We start from the raw sequence: 18,206 nt of genomic DNA on the forward strand, positions 1-18,206 counted from the left end.
TCTGTCAGCTTGCGTTATAGCCAAGGCTTCCAAATATTCTCGTTTTCTGCGAGCCATTGTTCAGCGGCTTCTTCGTGGCTTAAACCCTCTACATCAACCAAAGCGGCCATGTTGCCAATATCGGTTTTGGTGAATGAGATATTGTTGAACGCCTTGTAAGCTTGAGGCCATTTTTTCGGCATTTGGTAGTAAGCGGCTTTTTTCAACCAACCTGCTGGTGGTGAACCACACTTGCCATCACCACCGTCGCTGATTTTACAGCCTTCGGTGTAAGCGGGAAATTCAACAAAGTAACCACCTTCACCGGCGTCGGTGAAGTTAGGAGACCAGTTAAACACGACCACAGCGCGATTTTCTTTCTTCGCAGATTCTAGTTCTGCCCAAAGAGCGCCAGAAGAGCCGGCAAATTTCGCTGTAAAATTCATATCTAACGCTTCAATACGATCTAGCGTTTCTTGACCATGCCAATCCATTGGACCGTCTAGATAACGGCCTTTGCCACCACTGTCTGCGGTGGCAAACAATTCCGCGCAGTTGTTTAGGGCTTCCCAAGAAGGCAAGCCTGGGCACAACTCACCCACGTACGCGGGATACCACCAATCTTCTTGGGTTTTCGCCGCGTGTGTACCCACATCAATGATGCCACCCGCGTCTAACGCGTTATTAAAAGCCTTACCAAAAGTAGACTGCCATACTTCGTGAGAAATGGTGATATCACCGGTACGAACCGATTCGTACACGGCTTGACTGTCCGCAGGGACATAGGAAACGTTATTACCAATACTTTCAAAAATACCGCCGATAACATAAGCCATGGTGATTTGGCTCGTCCAGTTATGGGTTGGGATAACAATCGGCTCTTTAGAATCAGCTTGTGCCAAAGACGCGCTTAAGGCCAGTGAGCTGACAGCAGCCGTCGCTGCAATTTTCTTTAAGAATTTCATTAATATCTCCAGGTGTTATTTAGCGCATTATTACGACTAAACGCAGATGAAGCATGTTATTCGTACCATAGACGGCAGAATGCTCAAACATCAAATGATGTGCACAAAGATCAGAATGTAATTTGTGCAAAGATTAAAGACCTTCACTGTCGAATTAACAGCCAGTCTAGGGTGATTAGGTCACCGAAAGGACGCGATATTTTTCAATACGCCAGCAGGCAGGGCCAGAACTATGGGCCAGTTCTGTTGAGTCGAATGCTCTTATTTACACATGCCAGATGCATACCCTAACACAATAAAGGAAGAAATATTGTTTCGACTTGACAAAAAAATGGTAATGGCAACATTGAGTTACGTGAAACGGTTTGTATAAAAAGAGAATATGGTGGAGACGGTGGCATAAAAAAAACCGCCTTCGAGCTCAGCACGAAGGCGGTTTTAATACAAAAGAGTAATGTTATTACTTAGGCAATAACACGGTGTCGATGACGTGAATCACACCATTGCTGGCTTTCACATCGGCCATCACGACGGTGGCGTCGTTGATCATAACTTTACCATCGGTGGTGTTAATCGCTAGGTTCTGACCTTGTACTGTGGTTGCGCTGTCGACTTTCATGGCATCTGCTGCCATCACATTACCTGGTACGACATGATAAGTGAGTACAGCCACCAACTGATCTTTGTTTTCTGGTTTAAGCAGCATTTCAACCGTGCCTTTAGGCAGCTTTGCGAAGGCATCATCGGTTGGCGCAAAAACCGTAAAAGGCCCCTTGCTTTTCAATGTGTCGACTAAGCCCCCTGCTTGTACAGCGGCAACCAATGTGGTGAAGGAGCCGTTTTCCACCGCAACGTCAACGATGTCTTTTTTCATTCCGTGGTGATCTGCATGAGCCGCAGACATGAAGGCAAAGCTAGCAATGACAAGAGGTAATGCAACAAGTTTTTTTAACATGATGTTTTCCTTTATAGTGAATGCAATTAAGTAACCCTGTTAGTTACGAGGACAAAAGAGTCCTTGGATTGCGCTAATTAGTATTGATATGTGCAAAGAATAGTCATCTATTAAGGAGGGAAAATAATGCGATATTTCATCTTTTTATTAGCATTTATCGGAAGCTTTTCGACAAAAGCCAGCGAGCCAGAACCTTTGGCGGATCTTAGCGGTTTCAAATGGGAGCACCGTGTGGTCTTGTTTGACCATCTGGAATCCACAGACATTCAGCGACTGTTGGTCACCTATAGAAACGAATTAAGCGATCGAGATATTCTCTGGTTCATTTTGGGCGAGGGTAAGGTGCAGAGTAACTACAAGGGAGAAATTGCTACGGATTTCTCTACACGAATGCGCCAGCAGTATCGAATCGGCAGCCATAAAATAATCTTGATCGGTAAAGATGGCGGTGTGAAATCACGGCTTGAACAGATCGATTTAGAAGCGATTTTCACTGACATTGACGCCATGCCAATGCGTCGACAAGAAATGCAACAACAAGAGATGCAGCGACAATAGCAATAGAGAGCCGGAAATAAAAAACCGCCTTCCAGCTTAGCCGGAAGGCGGTATAGTATTAATTGTCACTATGAATAAAAGCGCGTTCTGTGAAACGATAAAATAACGTTGGTTTGTATTTAACTTCGTTATAAACCACCGGCTCCAATGGCGCTTATTATGTCTATAATGGTGCCGCCAATTGAGCCACCATCATCTTCATTTGTTTGCTTTTTCTGTTGTGCTATTTTTTGGTTTGTGGCGATTTGTTTCTCATGTTGTTCTCTAATTGCCGTAAATTTTCCTGAGTAGTTTGCAGCGGTTAAGCCTTCAGTGTTCTTTTGAGTTGGGTCTGCTCCTAGCTCCAACAAAGTCGCCGTTAACGCTTGTCGATTGAAGAACTCTGCGTTATGCAAAGCAGACATACCTGTTGTTTTGGTGATATAGGAGCCGTCAGGGTTAACGCCGACAATAGTGGCCGTATCATGCATAGAATTAATATCCGCACCATACTGAACCAATAACTTAGCTCTTTCAGAAGACTGTACTTCGTCAAGGTATACGGCTAGATCGGTAAGGTAAGCGCATTGTCCAGATGGGTGACAAGGATACGGAGCGCTGGCATCTAAACCATTGTTCAATAAAACGAGGAGCAAATTGTTGGTGTTTGAACTCAGAATAGAGTCGTACATAGGTAAACCATATTCAGGAAGTGTATTTATCTGAGCGCCCATATCTAGGATTTTTTGGGCAGCGATGGCTGTGTTGCTGCCGTTACGAAAGGTCGGCGCAGGGTTTTTTAGTATAAAGAAATGGGCGCTTGGGTAGTAAGAAATAGAAGAAACTAAGTAGTGTAAGCAGTTGGTGTAGTTAGGCTTTTCGTCTGGATAACGCTCTAGTAAAAAAGCCATTATTTCAAATTCTGCGATACCGCAAGCAAGCTCGGCAGGGGGAATGTTTATAGGCGTTCTTTGCCATTGATTTTTTCCGTAAAAACGAACAGAAACTGTATGGGCTGCGTCAATGCTGGATAAATATCTTACCGCTTCTAAGTTCCTATTATAAATAGCGGCTTCCATTGCATTTGAGTAATCAATGAAATTGGGTTCGACCACCTTAGAGCTCGTAACGTATGAGCTGTCCTGATAGTACTCTATGACCGCTAAATCATTATTTTCTATGCCGTGAATATGAATAGATGATTCTTTTGAAGCTTGGCTGGCACAACCCGACAACAAGAGCATGGTTAAGCAAATACTGAATAGACGAATCATAACAGACACCTTGGCAAATTAATGAATAAAAACCGCTTTATGGTTTTACAGTATAGTTTGCCGAGTTTTGTATAACCTACCCTCATTTGGGGTATTTTTGGATAAAAAAACCGCCTTCCAGCTTAGCCGGAAGGCGGTCTATGTAACGCTGGTCTGATCTTAGTTGCGGATCAGGTAATCAAAGGCACCAAGGGCGGCCGTTGCGCCGGATCCCATGGAGATGATGATCTGTTTGTAAGGCGCTGTGGTGACGTCGCCGGCTGCAAATACACCAGGCAACGAGGTTTCACCGTGGCCGTTGATGACTATTTCTCCGCGGTTGGTCAACTGCAAGGTGTCTTTTAAGAATTCGCTGTTCGGCACCAAACCAATTTGTACGAAAATACCTGCTACGTCGACAAGATGAGATTCATCTGTGGTGCGATCTGTGTATTTAAGCCCAATTACTTTTTGACCATCGCCCAATACTTCCGTGGTCATGGCGTTTTTAATGATGGTCACGTTTGGCAAAGATTGTGCTTTTTTCACCAAAACAGCGTCGGCACGTAGCGTGTCGCCAAATTCCAATACGGTGACGTGTTCCACGATACCCGCCAAATCAATCGCCGCTTCAATGCCTGAGTTACCGCCACCAATGACGGCGGTTTTCTTGCCTTTGAAGATAGGGCCATCGCAGTGTGGGCAGTAGGCGACGCCTTTGTTGCGGTATTCTTGCTCGCCCGGTACGTTCATTTCTCTCCAGCGTGCGCCTGTGGCTAACACAACGGATTTACTCTTTAGAATCGCGCCGTTCTCCAGTTCGATTTCAACGAATTCTTTCTTCTCAAGGCGAACCGCTTTTTGCGTTTTCATCACGTCAACATCGTAGTCTAAAACGTGTTGCTCAAGGCCAGCGACCAATTTTGGACCATCGGTCTCTTTGACAGAAATGAAGTTTTCAATCGCCATGGTATCGGCTACTTGGCCACCAAAACGCTCTGCTACAACACCGGTACGAATGCCTTTACGGGCGGAGTAAATTGCCGCTGCGGCGCCTGCAGGGCCACCACCAATAACCAACACATCGTATGGGTCTTTTTCTGCTAGGCTTGCCGCTTGTTTGTCGGCGGCACCGGTGTCGACCTTGTTTAGGATTTCGTCTAATGTCATGCGGCCTTGGCCGAATAACTCGCCGTTTAGGTAAACGGATGGCACCGCCATGATTTCACGCTGTTCTACTTCGTCTTGGAACAAGGCGCCGTCGATCATGGTGGCAGTAATGTTAGGGTTTAGCACGGCCATTAAGTTAACCGCTTGCACTACGTCTGGGCAGTTGTGGCATGAGAGGGAAATGTACACCTCAAAATCCAATTTCGCGTCCAGCGTTTTGATCTGGTCTTGCAGTTCCTGAGCCGCTTTTGATGGGTGACCACCGGCTTGCAACAAGGCCAATACGAGGGAAGTAAACTCGTGACCCATAGGAATACCGGCAAAGCGTACACGAGGCGTCTGACCAGCAGGGCCAATGGCCATTTGTGGCGCGCGACCTGTCTCACTGTCGTCTACAGATAAAGTAATTTTATCGCTTTTTAACTCGGTAATTTCACGAGCCAAGCTGAGTAGTTCGTCTGATTTTGCTGTTTTGTTGGTGGACACAGTAATTTCAATCGGATTAACGATATTTTGTAGGTATGTGCCCAGCTGTTGTTTGATGTTTGCTTCTAACATGATGTAAAACCCGTATTCTGATTGAGTGATGTACTGTGATGAGAATGTAAAAGCAAAAGAGGAGCAGGAGGCCTGCCCCCTTTTACTGTTGCCCTTTGCATTAAACCGTCAAAGGGCTCAGAAAAGTCAGCTTAGATTTTGCCAACTAGGTCTAGAGAAGGTGTCAATGTTTCTTCGCCTTCTTTCCATTTCGCTGGGCAAACTTCACCTGGGTGAGCGGCAACGTATTGCGCTGCTTTCACTTTGCGAAGAAGATCTTGCGCGTCACGGCCAATGCCTTCAGCGGTGATTTCCATCGCTTGGATAGTACCTTCTGGATCGATCAAGAAAGTAGCACGGTCAGCAAGACCTTGACCTTCGCGCATTACACCGAAGTTGTTAGTGATGTTGCCAGACTGGTCGCCTACCATGTAGTACTGGATTTTGCCGATGGTTTCAGAGCTTGCGTGCCATGCTTTGTGAGTGAAGTGAGTGTCTGTAGAAACAGAGAATACTTCAACGCCACGAGACTGAAGCTCAGCATAGTTGTCTGCTACATCGCCAAGTTCTGTTGGGCAAACAAAGGTGAAGTCAGCTGGGTAGAAGAAAAAGATTGACCATTTGCCTAGCACGTCTTTTTCAGAAATATCTACGAATTCGCCGTTTTTAAAAGCCGTTGCATTGAATGGTTTGATTTGAGTGTTGATCATGGTGTTTCTCCTAGTTGTGTTTAAGTGTGCGTTACCAACGAGAGTCATAATAGGGGAAGCGTATTCATTTAGAAAATTGTTATTTCCTAAACTTTCCATTGCCAAAAGCTATTGCTAGCCCTATTGAGACGCTCGCCTGTTTGACACAAACGAGATGCTATAGGAATACCATGACAGATGTAATGTCTTAAGAAGGGGAAAGATGGCTTATGTCAATATAGTGGCGCTAAAGAAAATTAGCGCCATTGGGCGAAGCGAGCCATTTGCAAATAGCGTTCGCGCTCGGCTTGATCCACGGTAATAGGTGTGAATTGGATAATATCGCCTGGTTTTTGTTGGGCTAAAATACCGCCGCCGACCCGCGTCACACAGCCCATTTTTGGGTAGCCACCGATGGTTTGTCGGTCACGTAGCAACACAATCGGCTGACCATCTTTGGGGATTTGAACCGCACCGTAAGCAATGCCTTCCGAAATAATGCCCTTGGTGTCGCTGCTGATGGCTTGGCCTTCTAAGCGGTAGCCCATGCGGTCCGAGTTAGACGACACCTGATAGTCGCTGGAGAAAAAGTTCGCCCGCTCTAACGACGAGAAACATTGATATTGATAACCCAAAATCACCGGGATTTCTTTCACGCTGTAATTGGGAATTGCCAATCGAGGCACGGATTTTTGTCGATGCACCGCGCCGGTCTGGTAAGCCAGAAGGTCGCCTTTTTGCAATTTATCGCCTTTGCCCGTTAGACCGCCGATCTTTTCACGCATCACAGTGGCGACGCTGCCCAAGGTAGGTTCGCATAAGAATCCGCCTTTGACGGCAAGATACGCCCGTAAGCCCCACACTGGTTGATGAAACGCGAGCACGTCGTTTTTTTTAATGGCGTAGGTTTGCCATGGCGTGATGCTTTTGCCGTTCAGCGTGGCGCCTAAATCGGCGCCAGTGATGGTAATGCTAGTGTCGGATTGGGCTTCCAATGACAACATGCCGAAGGTGATTTCCACTTGGGCGGCGTTTGGGGCGTTTTCCAACAAGGCGTTGCCCCAACGAAACGCTACTTCGTCCATAGGGCCGCCGGTGGTGAGGCCGATGGACTGATGACCGTGACGACCCAAATCTTGCAACAGTGCCAGTAAGCCGGGTTTGATTACTTTAAAAGCCATCGAGTTGACCTCCTAACACTAAGAATTCGTCCCGAGAAATCGGCTCGAAGCGAACCGAGTCGCCCATGGCGATGAGGGCGAGATTTTCACTGCCCCAGTCGATTAAATTGATTGGTGTACGACCAATGATTTGCCAGCCACCGGGGGTGACGCTGGGGTATACCGCCGTTTGATTTTCCGCAATGGCCACGCTGCCAATCGGCACTTTTAAGCGCGGCGTGGATTTTCTCGGCACATGCAGTTCATCCGGCGTGTTGCCTAAAAAAGCAAACCCCGGCGTGAAGCCAATCGCGTAGGCGCGGTACCGGGTGCTGTGATGACGCTGTATCACCTCGTCGGCGTTGAGCTGACAATGGCGAGCCACGTCGTCGATGTCTGGGCCGACTTCTTGGTGATAATACACAGGAATCACCACCTCGCGCTGGTCTGCCACCGCCGCCTCGTTCGCATCGATGGAGGCAATGGCATGATGAATGGCCTTGATGATGGCGAATCGGTCATAGCAATCGTCGTCAAACACCACCAATAAAGTGGTGTAAGACGGCACCAAATCGACAATGCCGTCGAGTGTTTTCAGCCGTGAGGTGACTTGGGCAATGTGATTCGACGTGGCTTCGTTGATGATCTGGCCGAAGGTCAGCAAACACGCCTGATTGCTGACCATATCGATACGGGGCAGGTCGGTGTTAGAAAAAGCACTCTGCTGCATGGTTTAGGTCACATTTGTGTTGTGGTTTAAACGATCGACAAGTTGGCGAATTTGCGTCACTGCTTCCAGCGCGTGAGCACCATCGCCATGCACACAAATGGTGTCGGCGTGAATGGCTAGGGTTTTGCCCGAGGCGGTGGTCAGGGTGCCGGTTTCGCACAGTTGCACCACTTGCTGTTCGATCAGGTCGAAACTGGCGTGCACCGCTTTTGGTTCCTTGCGTGGCATGAGCCGGCCTTCGTCTGTGTACAAGCGGTCGGAGAAGGCTTCAAACCAAATTGTCAGACCGTATTTCTTCGCCATGGCTTTGATCTCGGGTGCTTCCGGCACCGCCATCACCATCAAAGTGAGAGTGGCGTCGAGTTCGCTGACCGCCTGCATGACGGTGTCGAGCACGGAAAAATCCGCCATCATGGTGTTATACAAAGCACCGTGGGGTTTCACATAGTCGATTTGCGTATTTTGACTCTCACAAATGCCTTTGAGCGCGCCAATTTGGTATTGAATAATGGCTTTTAGCTCCGCGGGGGCGATGTCCATATTGCGACGGCCAAAGCCCACCAAATCAGGGTATGCCGGGTGCGCGCCAATGGTGACATTATGTTGTTTTGCCAGTGCCACGGTTTTCGCCATGGTGAGCGGATCGGAGGCATGAAAGCCACAAGCCACGTTGGCTTGGTCGACGAACGGCATGATTTGATCGTCTAGGCCCATTTTCCACGCGCCGAACGCTTCACCCATATCGCAATTTAATTTCATTGTTGATTCCTTTTCTTGAATTAGTTTTGTGACATGGTGGTCGGTAAATAGGTGACGATTTCAGGAAACACGCTGATGAGCAAAATCGCTACGCCGATCAATAAAAAGAACGGTAAAGCGGCTTTGGCGACATACAGAATGTTTTTTCCCGTTAGCGCTTGTATGACAAAGAGATTGAAGCCCACCGGCGGGGTTATCTGCGACATTTCCACCACGAGAACAATGAAAATACCAAACCACAGCAGGTCAATGTTGGCCGCTTCGACCATGGGTAAAATCACCGCTACGGTCAGTACAACCACAGAAATACCGTCGAGGAAGCAGCCTAAGATGACAAACAACACCGTGAGGTACAGGATCAATTCCATCGGCGACAATGACATGCCAGCGATCCACACCGCGAGCGCTTTTGGGATGCCTAAAAAGCCCATTGCCAAGGTCAAAAAATGCGCACCGACCAAAATAAAACCAATCATGCACGAGCTTTTTACCGCGCCGAGTAAGCTGTCCATAAAGCTGTGATAGCTAAGGGAACCGGTTAACGCCGCCAGTACCAAGGCACCGGTGACACCGATGGCCGCCGCTTCCGTTGGCGTGGTAATGCCGCCATAAATGGAGCCTAAGACAAAACCGATAAGACCGACCACAGGCAAGAGTTTTCGCAAGCCCTTGATACGCGCCGACCAGCTGGTTTCGTGTCCGGTGCTTTTGGGTAATTCGTCTTTGTGTAGATGGCCCCAGATCATGGTGAAGCCCATGAATAAGCTTACCAACAATAAGCCTGGCAAGGCGCCAGCAATGAATAGACGAGCGATGGACACTTCTGCCGCCACGCCGTATACGATCAAAATAATCGACGGTGGAATCAGCAAGCCCAAGGTGCCGGAGCCGGCTAGTGTACCGATCGCCATGCGGTCGCTGTAGCCTTGTTTGCGCAGTTCTGGCAGCGTCATACGACCAATGGTCGCGGCGGTGGCGGCCGACGAGCCGGAAACCGCGGCAAAAATACCACAGCTTAAAATGTTCACGTGCAAGAGTTTGCCCGGCACGCCACCCAACCAAGGGGACAAACCTTTGAATAAATCTTCGGATAAACGGGTTCGAAATAACACTTCGCCCATCCAAATAAACAGCGGCAACGCGGTTAAAGACCAGGCGGTACTGGCGCCCCAACTGGAGGTGGCAAAGAGCAAATCCACTTGGTAATTTTCAGACAGAATTAAGCCCAAACCGCCAATGGCGATCAGTGTAAACGACACCCACACGCCCAGTGCCAGCATGGTCAGCATGGTCATCGCGAGGATAATAGACACCCACATCATATCCATTAGATTTCCTCCAAAGACAAGGCGTCTTCTTGTTCACTGTAGGTAGGCTGTTTGCCTTTTAGCACCATCATTAGGGCATCTAAAATGGCCAGATTGAGTGCGATAACACCCACAGCGACTGGCACTTGAGGAATCCACAAAGGCACGGGCACATAGCCATAAGATACTTCTTCGTAGATGTAAGATTCATACACCATGTAACTGCAGGCGTAAGATAGGTAACAAAGCAAGGCAAAGGAAAGCAGCAGTATCACGGCTTCTTGGATTTTTCTTGGGAAAGGCGAAAAGCGCTCGATCACCAAGGTGACACGAATATGGCCCCCTTCGCGAAAAGTATAGGCTAAGCCAAGAAAGGTCGACGCGGCGAGGGCGTAACCAGCGAAATCTTCCGCGGAAGGGACAATGAACCCCGCCATGCGGCCAACGATCTGCGCCAGCAATAATAAGGTAATAATGACGATACACAAGCCGGCTAATATGCCCGATGCTTGGTACATTTTTTCTTTTAATAGGCTCATAGTGTTCACTTTTTTGAAGATCACGGCATGCTCTTCCCCCTATTTTTTACAGGGGAAGAGCTTCGCTGAGATGTGTTGCTGCGGATCTTAGTTTTCGTAGCGAGACAAGATGGCACCAATGTCTTTAGGTGCTTCGGCTTTCCATTCTTCGGTCATGGTTTTGCCGATGGCTTTTAATTCAGCCACCAAGGTAGGAGACGGGTCTGTCACCATCATGCCGTTTTCCAGCAAGGTGGCTTTGTCGTTGGCGGCACGTTCGGCGATTTGAGTCCAACCCGCGGCTTCAGCGTGTTTTGCAGCGTCCAGAATGATGGTCTGAGTGTCTTTGTCCAAACGGCGGAAGGCGCGTTTATTCACCACGACGATGTTTTTCGGAATCCACGCTTTTACGTCGGTGTAGTGATTTACATAATCCCACGCTTGGCTGTCTACGCCGGTAGACGGCGAGGTGATCATGGCTTGGATGATGCCCGTGCTGAACGCTTGAGGAATGTCTGGCGTTTGAATGGTCATCGGCGTGGTGTCCATCAAATCCGCAAGGCGAGATTGGGTAGGACTATAGGCACGCATTTTTTGACCTTTAAGGTCGGCCAAGCTGTTCACCGCGTTTTTGCTGTAAAGGCTCTGAGCTGGCCAAGCGACTGTGTACAACAAAATCATGCCATCTTTGTCGAGCGCTTTGGCAATGTCTGGTTTAGCCGCTTCCCAAAGTTGCTTGGCTTCTTCAAAAGACGTGGCCAAAAAGGGAATATTATCGTGCTTGTAGATGGGGTTTTCATTGCCCAAAATGCCCATGAAAACTTCGCCCATTTGCACCTGGCCGGTTTTTACAGAACGTGGAATTTCGGTGTGCTTAACCAAAGAGCCGCCAGAATGCACGTTGATTTCTAGTTCACCTTTGGAATTGTCTTTGATTTCTTGCGCAAACGAATAGGCAATTTGTGTTTGCAAGTTGCCGTCACCGTAAGGGGTGGGCATGTGCCATTTTTCGGCAAAGCTGGCACCGGAAGCAAGTCCGCCAATTAGGATAGCGCTGGTTACTTTTAACATGGTTCATTCCTCTTTTATGGTTATCTTGTTGTTGTGGTTTTTATGTGTGTTACATAACCGACAGATCGGTATCGAGTAGGTCGGTCACGAGCATTTTGCCTGGTGCATGGGTGATGCAAATCGGTGGCTTGGCGTTACGGATAGCCACTTGAGGCGTGACGCCGCAGGCCCAAAACACCGGCACTTCACCGTTTTTTATCGTGACTGCATCGCCATAGTCTGGGTTGTTCAAATCTTGGATGCCAATGGCGTCGGGCGTGCCGAAATGTAAGGGCGCGCCGTGGGCTTTGGGAAAGCGCGTGGTGATTTGAATCGCGCGAATGGCGTCTTTTGGTACATAAGGGCGCATGGTGACGACGGTGTTGCCGAAGAAGCGCCCAGCGGGCACGGTGGCGATATTGGTTTCAAACATGGACACATTCACGTCTTCTTCTATATTGCGCGGTGTGAGTCCGGCTTGCGTCAGGGCAAGTTCAAATGAGAAAGAACAGCCCAACACAAACGCCACCATGTCGTCTTGCCATAATGCTTCGATGTCGCTGCGGCTCTCTACTTTCTCACCATTGTGATACACGTAGTATTCTGGCACATCGTGGCGCATGTCGATGTCATGGCCGAGTTCTGGCATAGTGAAATTGCCCACTTCAGACACACCGATCAAGGGGCAGGCCACCGGATTTTTTTGGCAATACAGCAAAAACTCACTGGCCCAATCCGCGGTTAAAATCACCACATTGCCTTGCATGGCGCCTTGCGCCAAGCCGCTGGTGACGCCCGTGTGGGCTTTACGACGGATGGCTTGGCGTAATCCATGGGTTTGTTGCAAGAGCGGTGACTGTGCTGCCTTCATTACATTTATCCTTATTGTTGACACAATATGTGTCACTAAGAGTAGAGCGAGGCTGTATGAAAAGTCTAATCGTGTTTTTTTGGGTTATTTGATCAATTTTATTTATCAAGGTTTTATTATTCGGTATACGCTTTGGCCGCGGCCACCGCAATGTTCGTCGCCACTTCGGCCAGTGGATTGAAAGGTTCGTCGGAGTAAGACGCGGTAAAAGTGAGCGGGCTGGGCGTCCACACCGAGCGAATGTTTTGCAGCGTGCCAGCGGCTAATTCTTTGCGAATCATGACGTTAGGTAGAGTCGAAATGCCCACCGCATCAATGGCCAAACTGCGACATGCGGCCAGCGAAGTGGAGGCGAAAAAGTGCGCTGGTGGACCGTCTAGTTCGCGAAATTTATGGTTGATCTCAATATAAGGGCTGGTAGCGCGAGCATAGGTAATAATCGGCCATTTGGCCAATTCTTCGAGGTATAAGAGGCGATCGGGCAACCCCAAACGTGGGCTGGCCACCCATGACAGGGAAAATGTACACAACTCTCGGTTGACGATTTTAGGTTCAGGAATGGGGCCCATTAACAGGGCTAAATCCAATGTTCTGTCTTTTATGCCTAATGCTAAATTGGTGGTGATGTCGACGGTCATTTCCACATCGAGATGGGGCATGTCGGTGTGTAATCGACTCAAAAAATCGGGCAACCAGGTGTTCACGATGGTTTCAGAAACCCCCAGCCGCAAAATACCGGAATAGGTATTCGACACGCCAGCGCGCTTGCGCAGTTGCTCTGTTTGATAGAGAATTTTTTCGATGTAAGGCAGCAACTCTTTACCTTTTGAGGTAAGTGTTACCGGGCTAGAGCCGCCCTCGCGCTCAAAGAGTTTCACTCCTAACTCGTCTTCTAAACCAGAAATACGCGCTGAAATAGCGGGTTGCGTGGTGTGAAGCCGTTCAGCCGCTTTGCGGAAATTGCCCAAAGAGGCGACCCAAACAAAAGTTTCGAGGCGTTTGTAATTCACTGTGTAGGGCTCCATTGAGTCAAAAAATTGCGTAAAAACGCAAGGAAAGGAACCAAAGGGTATAAGGGCGGTGATATTTGAGCAATCTTTTCGTCAGTAAGGATGGAATAATAGGCGCGTAATCCAGCTTGCGGTATGCTGTGACCACTTTTTTAGGATAGAACCCGATGAACAAACTGATTGCACTGTTGTTAAAAGGATTGGTTGCAGTATTGCCTATTGGTTTAACTGTGTACCTTATTTTTTGGTTACTGGCGACCGGAGAAGCCATCGCACAGCCGTTGCTGCTGTGGTTGATTCCTGACGCTTTATATTTCCCAGGGTTGGGACTCATTGCCAGTTTAGGTGGGTTAGTGCTGACCGGCTTTCTAGTGAATCTGTATGGGATTCGTTACCTGGTCAAATTGAGCCATAACGTGTTTGAGCGCATTCCGCTAGTGAAATCTCTTTACGGTGCGATCAAAGACATGATGATGGTGTTTAACCTCGCCGAAAAGAAAGAAATGAAAAGCGTGGTATCGATTGAATGGAACGGCGCCCAAGTCATCGGCTTTGTCACGGGCGAGCAGACAGGGGAGCGCCTCTTTGGCGAGCAAAACCTTGTCGGTGTCTACGTTCCCCTGAGTTACCAGATTGGCGGCATTACCCTATACATCGCCAAAGACCGACTGACCGAACTCGACATCGGCGTGGAAGAAGCCATGCGACTGGCTCTGACAGCGGGTGTGCAGAGCCAGAAAGAAAAGTGATTGGTTTTGCCTTTTTTTCCGATTAAAAAGCGAACCTTCCCAGTCAGCGGGCAATATCAAACTATCCAATAATTCTCCCAATAAGCATGTAAATGACCTCGATAGATAAGCAAGACTCAATGCAAAAGCAAAAAAAAGTAATAGTAGTAGGAGCAGGTCCTGCTGGGTTAATGGCGGCAGAAACTGTTTGTGCCGCAGGGCATCAGGTGCATGTGTACGATGCAAAACCGAGCGCTTGTCGGAAGTTTTTGCTGGCGGGCGTGGGCGGTATGAATATTACGCATTCGGAAGCTTATCCTGATTTTATTCAGCGTTATTATGATAAAGCGGAATGGTTAGACAGTGCCGTTGGCCAGTTCGATTCTGTCGCCTTGTGCGACTGGATTCATCAATTAGGTGTCGAGACTTTTGTCGGTACATCTGGTCGAGTTTTTCCGAAAGACATGAAAGCCGCGCCTTTGTTAAGGCACTGGTTAAAGCGGTTACGGGAAGCCGGTGTGCAATTTCATATGCGTCACAAAATGACCGCAATATCGGCTAGTGACATCGAGTTTGATCATCTTGGTGAGCAAGTCATCGCTCACGGCGATGCCATTGTGTTGGCGATGGGTGGTGCTAGCTGGCCCAAGCTGGGTTCTGATGGGGCCTGGTTGCCAGTATTAGCTGAAAAAGGCGTGTCTATTACGCCGTTAGAAAGCGCTAATTGCGGTTTTTATAGCCACTGGAGTGAACACTTACAAACTAAGTTTGCCGGTAGCCCATTAAAAGACGTGGCGTTTTCATTCGTGCTCGAAAACGGGCAAGTGGTGACCAAAAAAGGCGAATGCATTGTCACCAAAGATGGTATGGAAGGTAGCTTAATTTACGCATTTTCCAAGTACCTTCGAGAGGGAATTAACGCCAACCAGCAATCGTCATTAACGATGGATTTTTTGCCACTACAAAGCCAAGAGCAAGTCATTAAAAAATTGCAAAACACCAAGCCCAAAGAGTCATTTAGCAAGTATCTAAAACGCACGCTGGGCATAGGTGGTGTTAAATCCGCTTTGCTGTATGAAGCGTTTGATAAAAATGCGTTCCAAACACCAGAAACCTTAGCGGGCTGTTTAAAAGCGGTGCCGGTGAGTTTTTACAAAACCAAACCTATTGATGAAGTCATCTCCACCGCAGGAGGCGTATGCGAAAGCAGTGTCGATGCTCGTTTGATGCTGAAGGCATTGCCTGGTGTTTTTTGCGCCGGAGAGATGCTCGACTGGGAAGCCCCAACAGGCGGTTATTTGTTGACAGGGTGCTTTGCCACAGGGCGTTTAGCGGGTAAAGGAGTATGCGAGTTTCTAAGTGTATAGTTTTCAAGTACAAAAAAATGCCCGATGATGCGAACCATCGGGCATTCTGTTTATATTACGATGTCTTATTTAGACGAAATCACGGCAACAACGCGACGATTTTGTTCGCGGTTAGAAGCGGTATCGTTAGCAAAGATAGGTTTTTCTTCGCCGTAGCCTATCGCTGTTACACGTTTTGCTTCAACACCAAGCTCTTTGGTTAATGTGTCGGCAACGGCTTGGGCGCGTTTTTGAGACAAAGCTTGGTTATACGCAGCGGAACCTGTGTCATCCGTATGACCTTCGATCACAGCGGTTGCTTCTGGATATTCTTTTAGGAATTGCGCTACTTCTTGGATGTTCGGGTAGTATTCTTGTGCGATCGCAACAGAGTTGCTGGCGAATTGCACGTCTAGGTAAACTGTTTTCGCGGCTTCTAACGCAACATAACAACCTGTCTCGTCTACTTTTGCACCCATTTCAGACGCTGGACATGCGTCTACATGATTGGCAATGCCATCTTTGTCGTCGTCCAATGCACAGCCTTTCATATCAACCGATACGCCAGCTGGAGTGGTCAAACACTGGTCTTTGTGATCGGCAACACCGTCTTTATCGCCATCAAGAGCACAACCATTCATATCAACCGATACGCCTGCCGGTGTGTTTAGGCATTGGTCTTTGCTGTCTTCAATGCCGTCTTTGTCGGTGTCTATGAATACAACTTTAACCGGCTCTTCAACGGCTATCATTGGCTCGCTGTTTGCCTTGGATTTGTTACCAAATACAAAATGTAGACCAAGCGTTGTAATATTATCTAGCTCATGGTCTTCAATGTCATTTACAAGACGGAAGTCTGCGCGCAAATCAACGATGTCATTTAGTGCATATTTCAAACCGCCGCCCGCATTAACAAGCGTGTTGTTTGCACCGGGGCTGAAGTCAGTTGTACCAACACCAGCCGCTAAATAAGGTACTAGCTTACCTTGCTCTGCAAGGTGGTAAAGCGTATCTAAGCGGAATTGATCAACATCAACATCGCTACCGTTTGATGATGCTTCACTGTCTGCCTTTAAATAAACAAGCTCTACTGCCCATGGATTACCAAACTGGTAACCAAGACCAAGGGATGCCGCTTCTGTGTTATCCACGCCGCGGTTATTGTCCATGTTGTAGTAGCCAATGCTCGGTGCAACCGTGAAGCCCTCTTCTGGTTGCGCTTGAGCAACAGTAGAGGCTGCAATAAGGCCAGTAAGAAGAGCGCGTTTGTTCAATAAAAAAGACATAGGGTGTTTCCTGATAATGGTGAGCTGTTAGTACCCAACAATACGTTGAATACAGCCAGTAACATGGCGCATTATGGCTTAACTTGTAGGGAAAAACGATGGAATCTATACAATTTCAAACATATCTCGTTTTCTTTACACAAGATTACATGGGCTGAAAAAAGAATGACAAAAAGTTGCGGATTTTTTTAAATGCAATAGCAAAAAACACGCTAGTATTTTTAGGTGCACAGCAGAAAACGCGCATTCTTCACATAACTTCCTTATTAATGACGGTAAAGCATTCAAAAGTCGGCTATGGTGAATGCTCAGCATGTATCTACGGAGAGAACTCGCATGAATACGAAAACAAATCGCTTAGAACATCTAGAAAACTTGCTCGAGAATCTAGAAAAGGTCTCACTTGACGATATTTCCCAAATCCCTTCTTCCCAGCAACATATTTTGGTTGAAAAAATTGAAAGCCTGCAAGACGAGTTAAAGGTGCTCATGATGAATCATTCGGGCATTACGCACTAGCTAGTGTCTGGCGTGAAACTGGCCAGCCAGCATCGAAGTAGCAATATCGGCGGATACGTGTTGCTCCATAATCTTTTGTAACTCGCCATTAAGCCCAAGGGTTTCGATCAGGCGAAGCCAATTGGCGATCTGTGCGCTTGAAAATCGGTGTTTTCCTAACATCAAGGACACCAATGTTGCATTTGCGGGAGACACGTCGAGCAGTTTAAGTGGGAAGGGTTCTTCACCTTTGGGGGGCAGGTGCTGGTAAAGTAGAGGGTTAATAAAGGCCGCGTTTACCTCGCCTTTAAGCAGCGCTTTAATGGTGTCCTCGTAGTTGGCGTAAAACGTTACCATCCCCAGCGCTTCCATTTCAGAGAAGCGGTAATTTAAGTAAGTGCCGTATCCACTGCCTGTCGCTCTTGCAAGTTTTACACCGGCGATTTTTTTTAATTGCTCTAGATTTTTAATGTTTGGCAATTTATTTGCATTGGTTAATAAAAGAAATTTAGCTTCATAGTAGGGAATGAACCAAGCGAAGGCCTCACGATGGGGCTCACGGGTTACACTGGGAACCAGATCGATAATGCCTTTTTCCATTAAATCAAAAGCGTATTGACGAGTGACAGGAACAAATTTGAATGTGCAATGGGTCAATTCACTGAGTGTTTGCAGTAAGTCTGGATCGATACCTTGACCATTGTAATTCATCACGCCAGAGTTCGTCAGCCCGACAGAAATACTCGTATTATTGCAACCAAATAGATCCGTTTCATCAGCGTAAGTGTGTAGTGCGACAGAGAGAAATAAGACTAAAATACAACATTTTACTGGCATCATGACTCCTCAGTATTAGTA

The 18,206-nt window shown here is 47.7% G+C and carries 19 protein-coding genes; 4 read left to right on the top strand and 15 right to left on the bottom strand.

The genetic code is table 11. The features are described 5' to 3' along the window. Window positions 1-14 precede the first annotated feature (14 nt). Window positions 15-944: an ABC transporter substrate-binding protein gene (locus J9B83_RS07665; RefSeq protein ID WP_211536165.1), complete on the bottom strand. Its 930-nt coding sequence runs from the start codon at window positions 942-944 to the stop codon at window positions 15-17. A 460-nt stretch (window positions 945-1,404) separates the two neighbouring features. Then, window positions 1,405-1,899 (bottom strand): fasciclin domain-containing protein, encoded by a 495-nt coding sequence (locus J9B83_RS07670; RefSeq protein WP_211536166.1) that lies wholly within the window; start codon window positions 1,897-1,899, stop codon window positions 1,405-1,407. A 126-nt stretch (window positions 1,900-2,025) separates the two neighbouring features. On the opposite strand from J9B83_RS07670, the gene J9B83_RS07675 reads away from it, so the two are divergent. Continuing rightward, entirely contained in the window at window positions 2,026-2,457 is a 432-nt protein-coding gene (locus J9B83_RS07675; protein ID WP_211536167.1) for a DUF4174 domain-containing protein, read from the top strand. A gap of 128 nt (window positions 2,458-2,585) precedes the next feature. Here the strand turns inward: J9B83_RS07675 and J9B83_RS07680 are convergent, their stop codons facing one another. The 11 genes from J9B83_RS07680 to J9B83_RS07730 all read right to left on the bottom strand — a co-directional run bounded on the left by J9B83_RS07680 (window position 2,586) and on the right by J9B83_RS07730 (window position 13,490). Further along, window positions 2,586-3,710 (bottom strand): hypothetical protein, encoded by a 1,125-nt coding sequence (locus J9B83_RS07680; RefSeq protein ID WP_211536168.1) that lies wholly within the window; start codon window positions 3,708-3,710, stop codon window positions 2,586-2,588. A 159-nt stretch (window positions 3,711-3,869) separates the two neighbouring features. Beyond that, complete coding sequence (gene ahpF / locus J9B83_RS07685) at window positions 3,870-5,417, bottom strand: alkyl hydroperoxide reductase subunit F (RefSeq protein ID WP_211536169.1); 1,548 nt, start codon at window positions 5,415-5,417, stop codon at window positions 3,870-3,872. Between the two features lie 131 nt (window positions 5,418-5,548). After that, window positions 5,549-6,106, bottom strand: a complete 558-nt coding sequence (gene ahpC, locus J9B83_RS07690) for an alkyl hydroperoxide reductase subunit C (protein ID WP_211536170.1) — start codon at window positions 6,104-6,106, stop codon at window positions 5,549-5,551. Window positions 6,107-6,342: 236 nt separating this feature from the next. Next, a complete protein-coding gene (locus tag J9B83_RS07695) occupies window positions 6,343-7,266 on the bottom strand; it encodes a 5-oxoprolinase subunit C family protein (RefSeq protein WP_211536171.1) in 924 nt (307 codons plus the stop codon). Further along, window positions 7,256-7,975, bottom strand: coding sequence for a 5-oxoprolinase subunit PxpB (gene pxpB, locus J9B83_RS07700; protein ID WP_211536172.1), 720 nt, complete (start codon window positions 7,973-7,975; stop codon window positions 7,256-7,258). Before pxpB ends, J9B83_RS07695 begins: the two co-directional genes overlap by 11 nt. A 3-nt stretch (window positions 7,976-7,978) precedes the next feature. Further along, window positions 7,979-8,734 carry a 5-oxoprolinase subunit PxpA gene (locus tag J9B83_RS07705; RefSeq protein ID WP_211536173.1) on the bottom strand — a complete coding sequence of 252 codons (756 nt, stop codon included), beginning with the start codon at window positions 8,732-8,734 and terminating at the stop codon, window positions 7,979-7,981. 20 nt (window positions 8,735-8,754) lie between these two features. Then, window positions 8,755-10,062, bottom strand: a complete 1,308-nt coding sequence (locus J9B83_RS07710) for a TRAP transporter large permease (protein ID WP_211536174.1) — start codon at window positions 10,060-10,062, stop codon at window positions 8,755-8,757. Next, window positions 10,062-10,580, bottom strand: a complete 519-nt coding sequence (locus J9B83_RS07715; RefSeq protein WP_211536175.1) for a TRAP transporter small permease — start codon at window positions 10,578-10,580, stop codon at window positions 10,062-10,064. Before J9B83_RS07715 ends, J9B83_RS07710 begins: the two co-directional genes overlap by 1 nt. An 87-nt stretch (window positions 10,581-10,667) precedes the next feature. Continuing rightward, the gene (locus tag J9B83_RS07720; RefSeq protein WP_211536176.1) at window positions 10,668-11,630 is read right to left on the bottom strand and encodes a TRAP transporter substrate-binding protein; all 963 of its coding nucleotides are present in this window, start codon (window positions 11,628-11,630) and stop codon (window positions 10,668-10,670) included. A 49-nt stretch (window positions 11,631-11,679) separates the two neighbouring features. Beyond that, on the bottom strand, window positions 11,680-12,480 hold the full coding sequence (locus J9B83_RS07725; protein ID WP_211536177.1) for a putative hydro-lyase: 801 nt from the start codon (window positions 12,478-12,480) through the stop codon (window positions 11,680-11,682). Between the two features lie 116 nt (window positions 12,481-12,596). After that, the gene (locus tag J9B83_RS07730; protein ID WP_211536178.1) at window positions 12,597-13,490 is read right to left on the bottom strand and encodes a LysR family transcriptional regulator; all 894 of its coding nucleotides are present in this window, start codon (window positions 13,488-13,490) and stop codon (window positions 12,597-12,599) included. A 167-nt stretch (window positions 13,491-13,657) separates the two neighbouring features. On the opposite strand from J9B83_RS07730, the gene J9B83_RS07735 reads away from it, so the two are divergent. Then, on the top strand, window positions 13,658-14,239 hold the full coding sequence (locus J9B83_RS07735; RefSeq protein WP_211536179.1) for a DUF502 domain-containing protein: 582 nt from the start codon (window positions 13,658-13,660) through the stop codon (window positions 14,237-14,239). Between the two features lie 119 nt (window positions 14,240-14,358). Beyond that, window positions 14,359-15,585 carry a TIGR03862 family flavoprotein gene (locus J9B83_RS07740; RefSeq protein WP_236037190.1) on the top strand — a complete coding sequence of 409 codons (1,227 nt, stop codon included), beginning with the start codon at window positions 14,359-14,361 and terminating at the stop codon, window positions 15,583-15,585. A 65-nt stretch (window positions 15,586-15,650) separates the two neighbouring features. Here the strand turns inward: J9B83_RS07740 and J9B83_RS07745 are convergent, their stop codons facing one another. Next, a complete protein-coding gene (locus J9B83_RS07745) occupies window positions 15,651-16,850 on the bottom strand; it encodes an OmpA family protein (protein WP_211536181.1) in 1,200 nt (399 codons plus the stop codon). Between the two features lie 336 nt (window positions 16,851-17,186). On the opposite strand from J9B83_RS07745, the gene J9B83_RS07750 reads away from it, so the two are divergent. Continuing rightward, window positions 17,187-17,369 carry a hypothetical protein gene (locus tag J9B83_RS07750; protein ID WP_211536182.1) on the top strand — a complete coding sequence of 61 codons (183 nt, stop codon included), beginning with the start codon at window positions 17,187-17,189 and terminating at the stop codon, window positions 17,367-17,369. Here J9B83_RS07750 and J9B83_RS07755 read toward each other — a convergent pair whose 3' ends face one another. Beyond that, complete coding sequence (locus J9B83_RS07755; protein WP_211536183.1) at window positions 17,370-18,188, bottom strand: substrate-binding periplasmic protein; 819 nt, start codon at window positions 18,186-18,188, stop codon at window positions 17,370-17,372. Window positions 18,189-18,206: the final 18 nt, after the last annotated feature.

Source organism: Marinomonas vulgaris (genome assembly GCF_018145875.1).
Lineage (GTDB): Bacteria > Pseudomonadota > Gammaproteobacteria > Pseudomonadales > Marinomonadaceae > Marinomonas > Marinomonas vulgaris.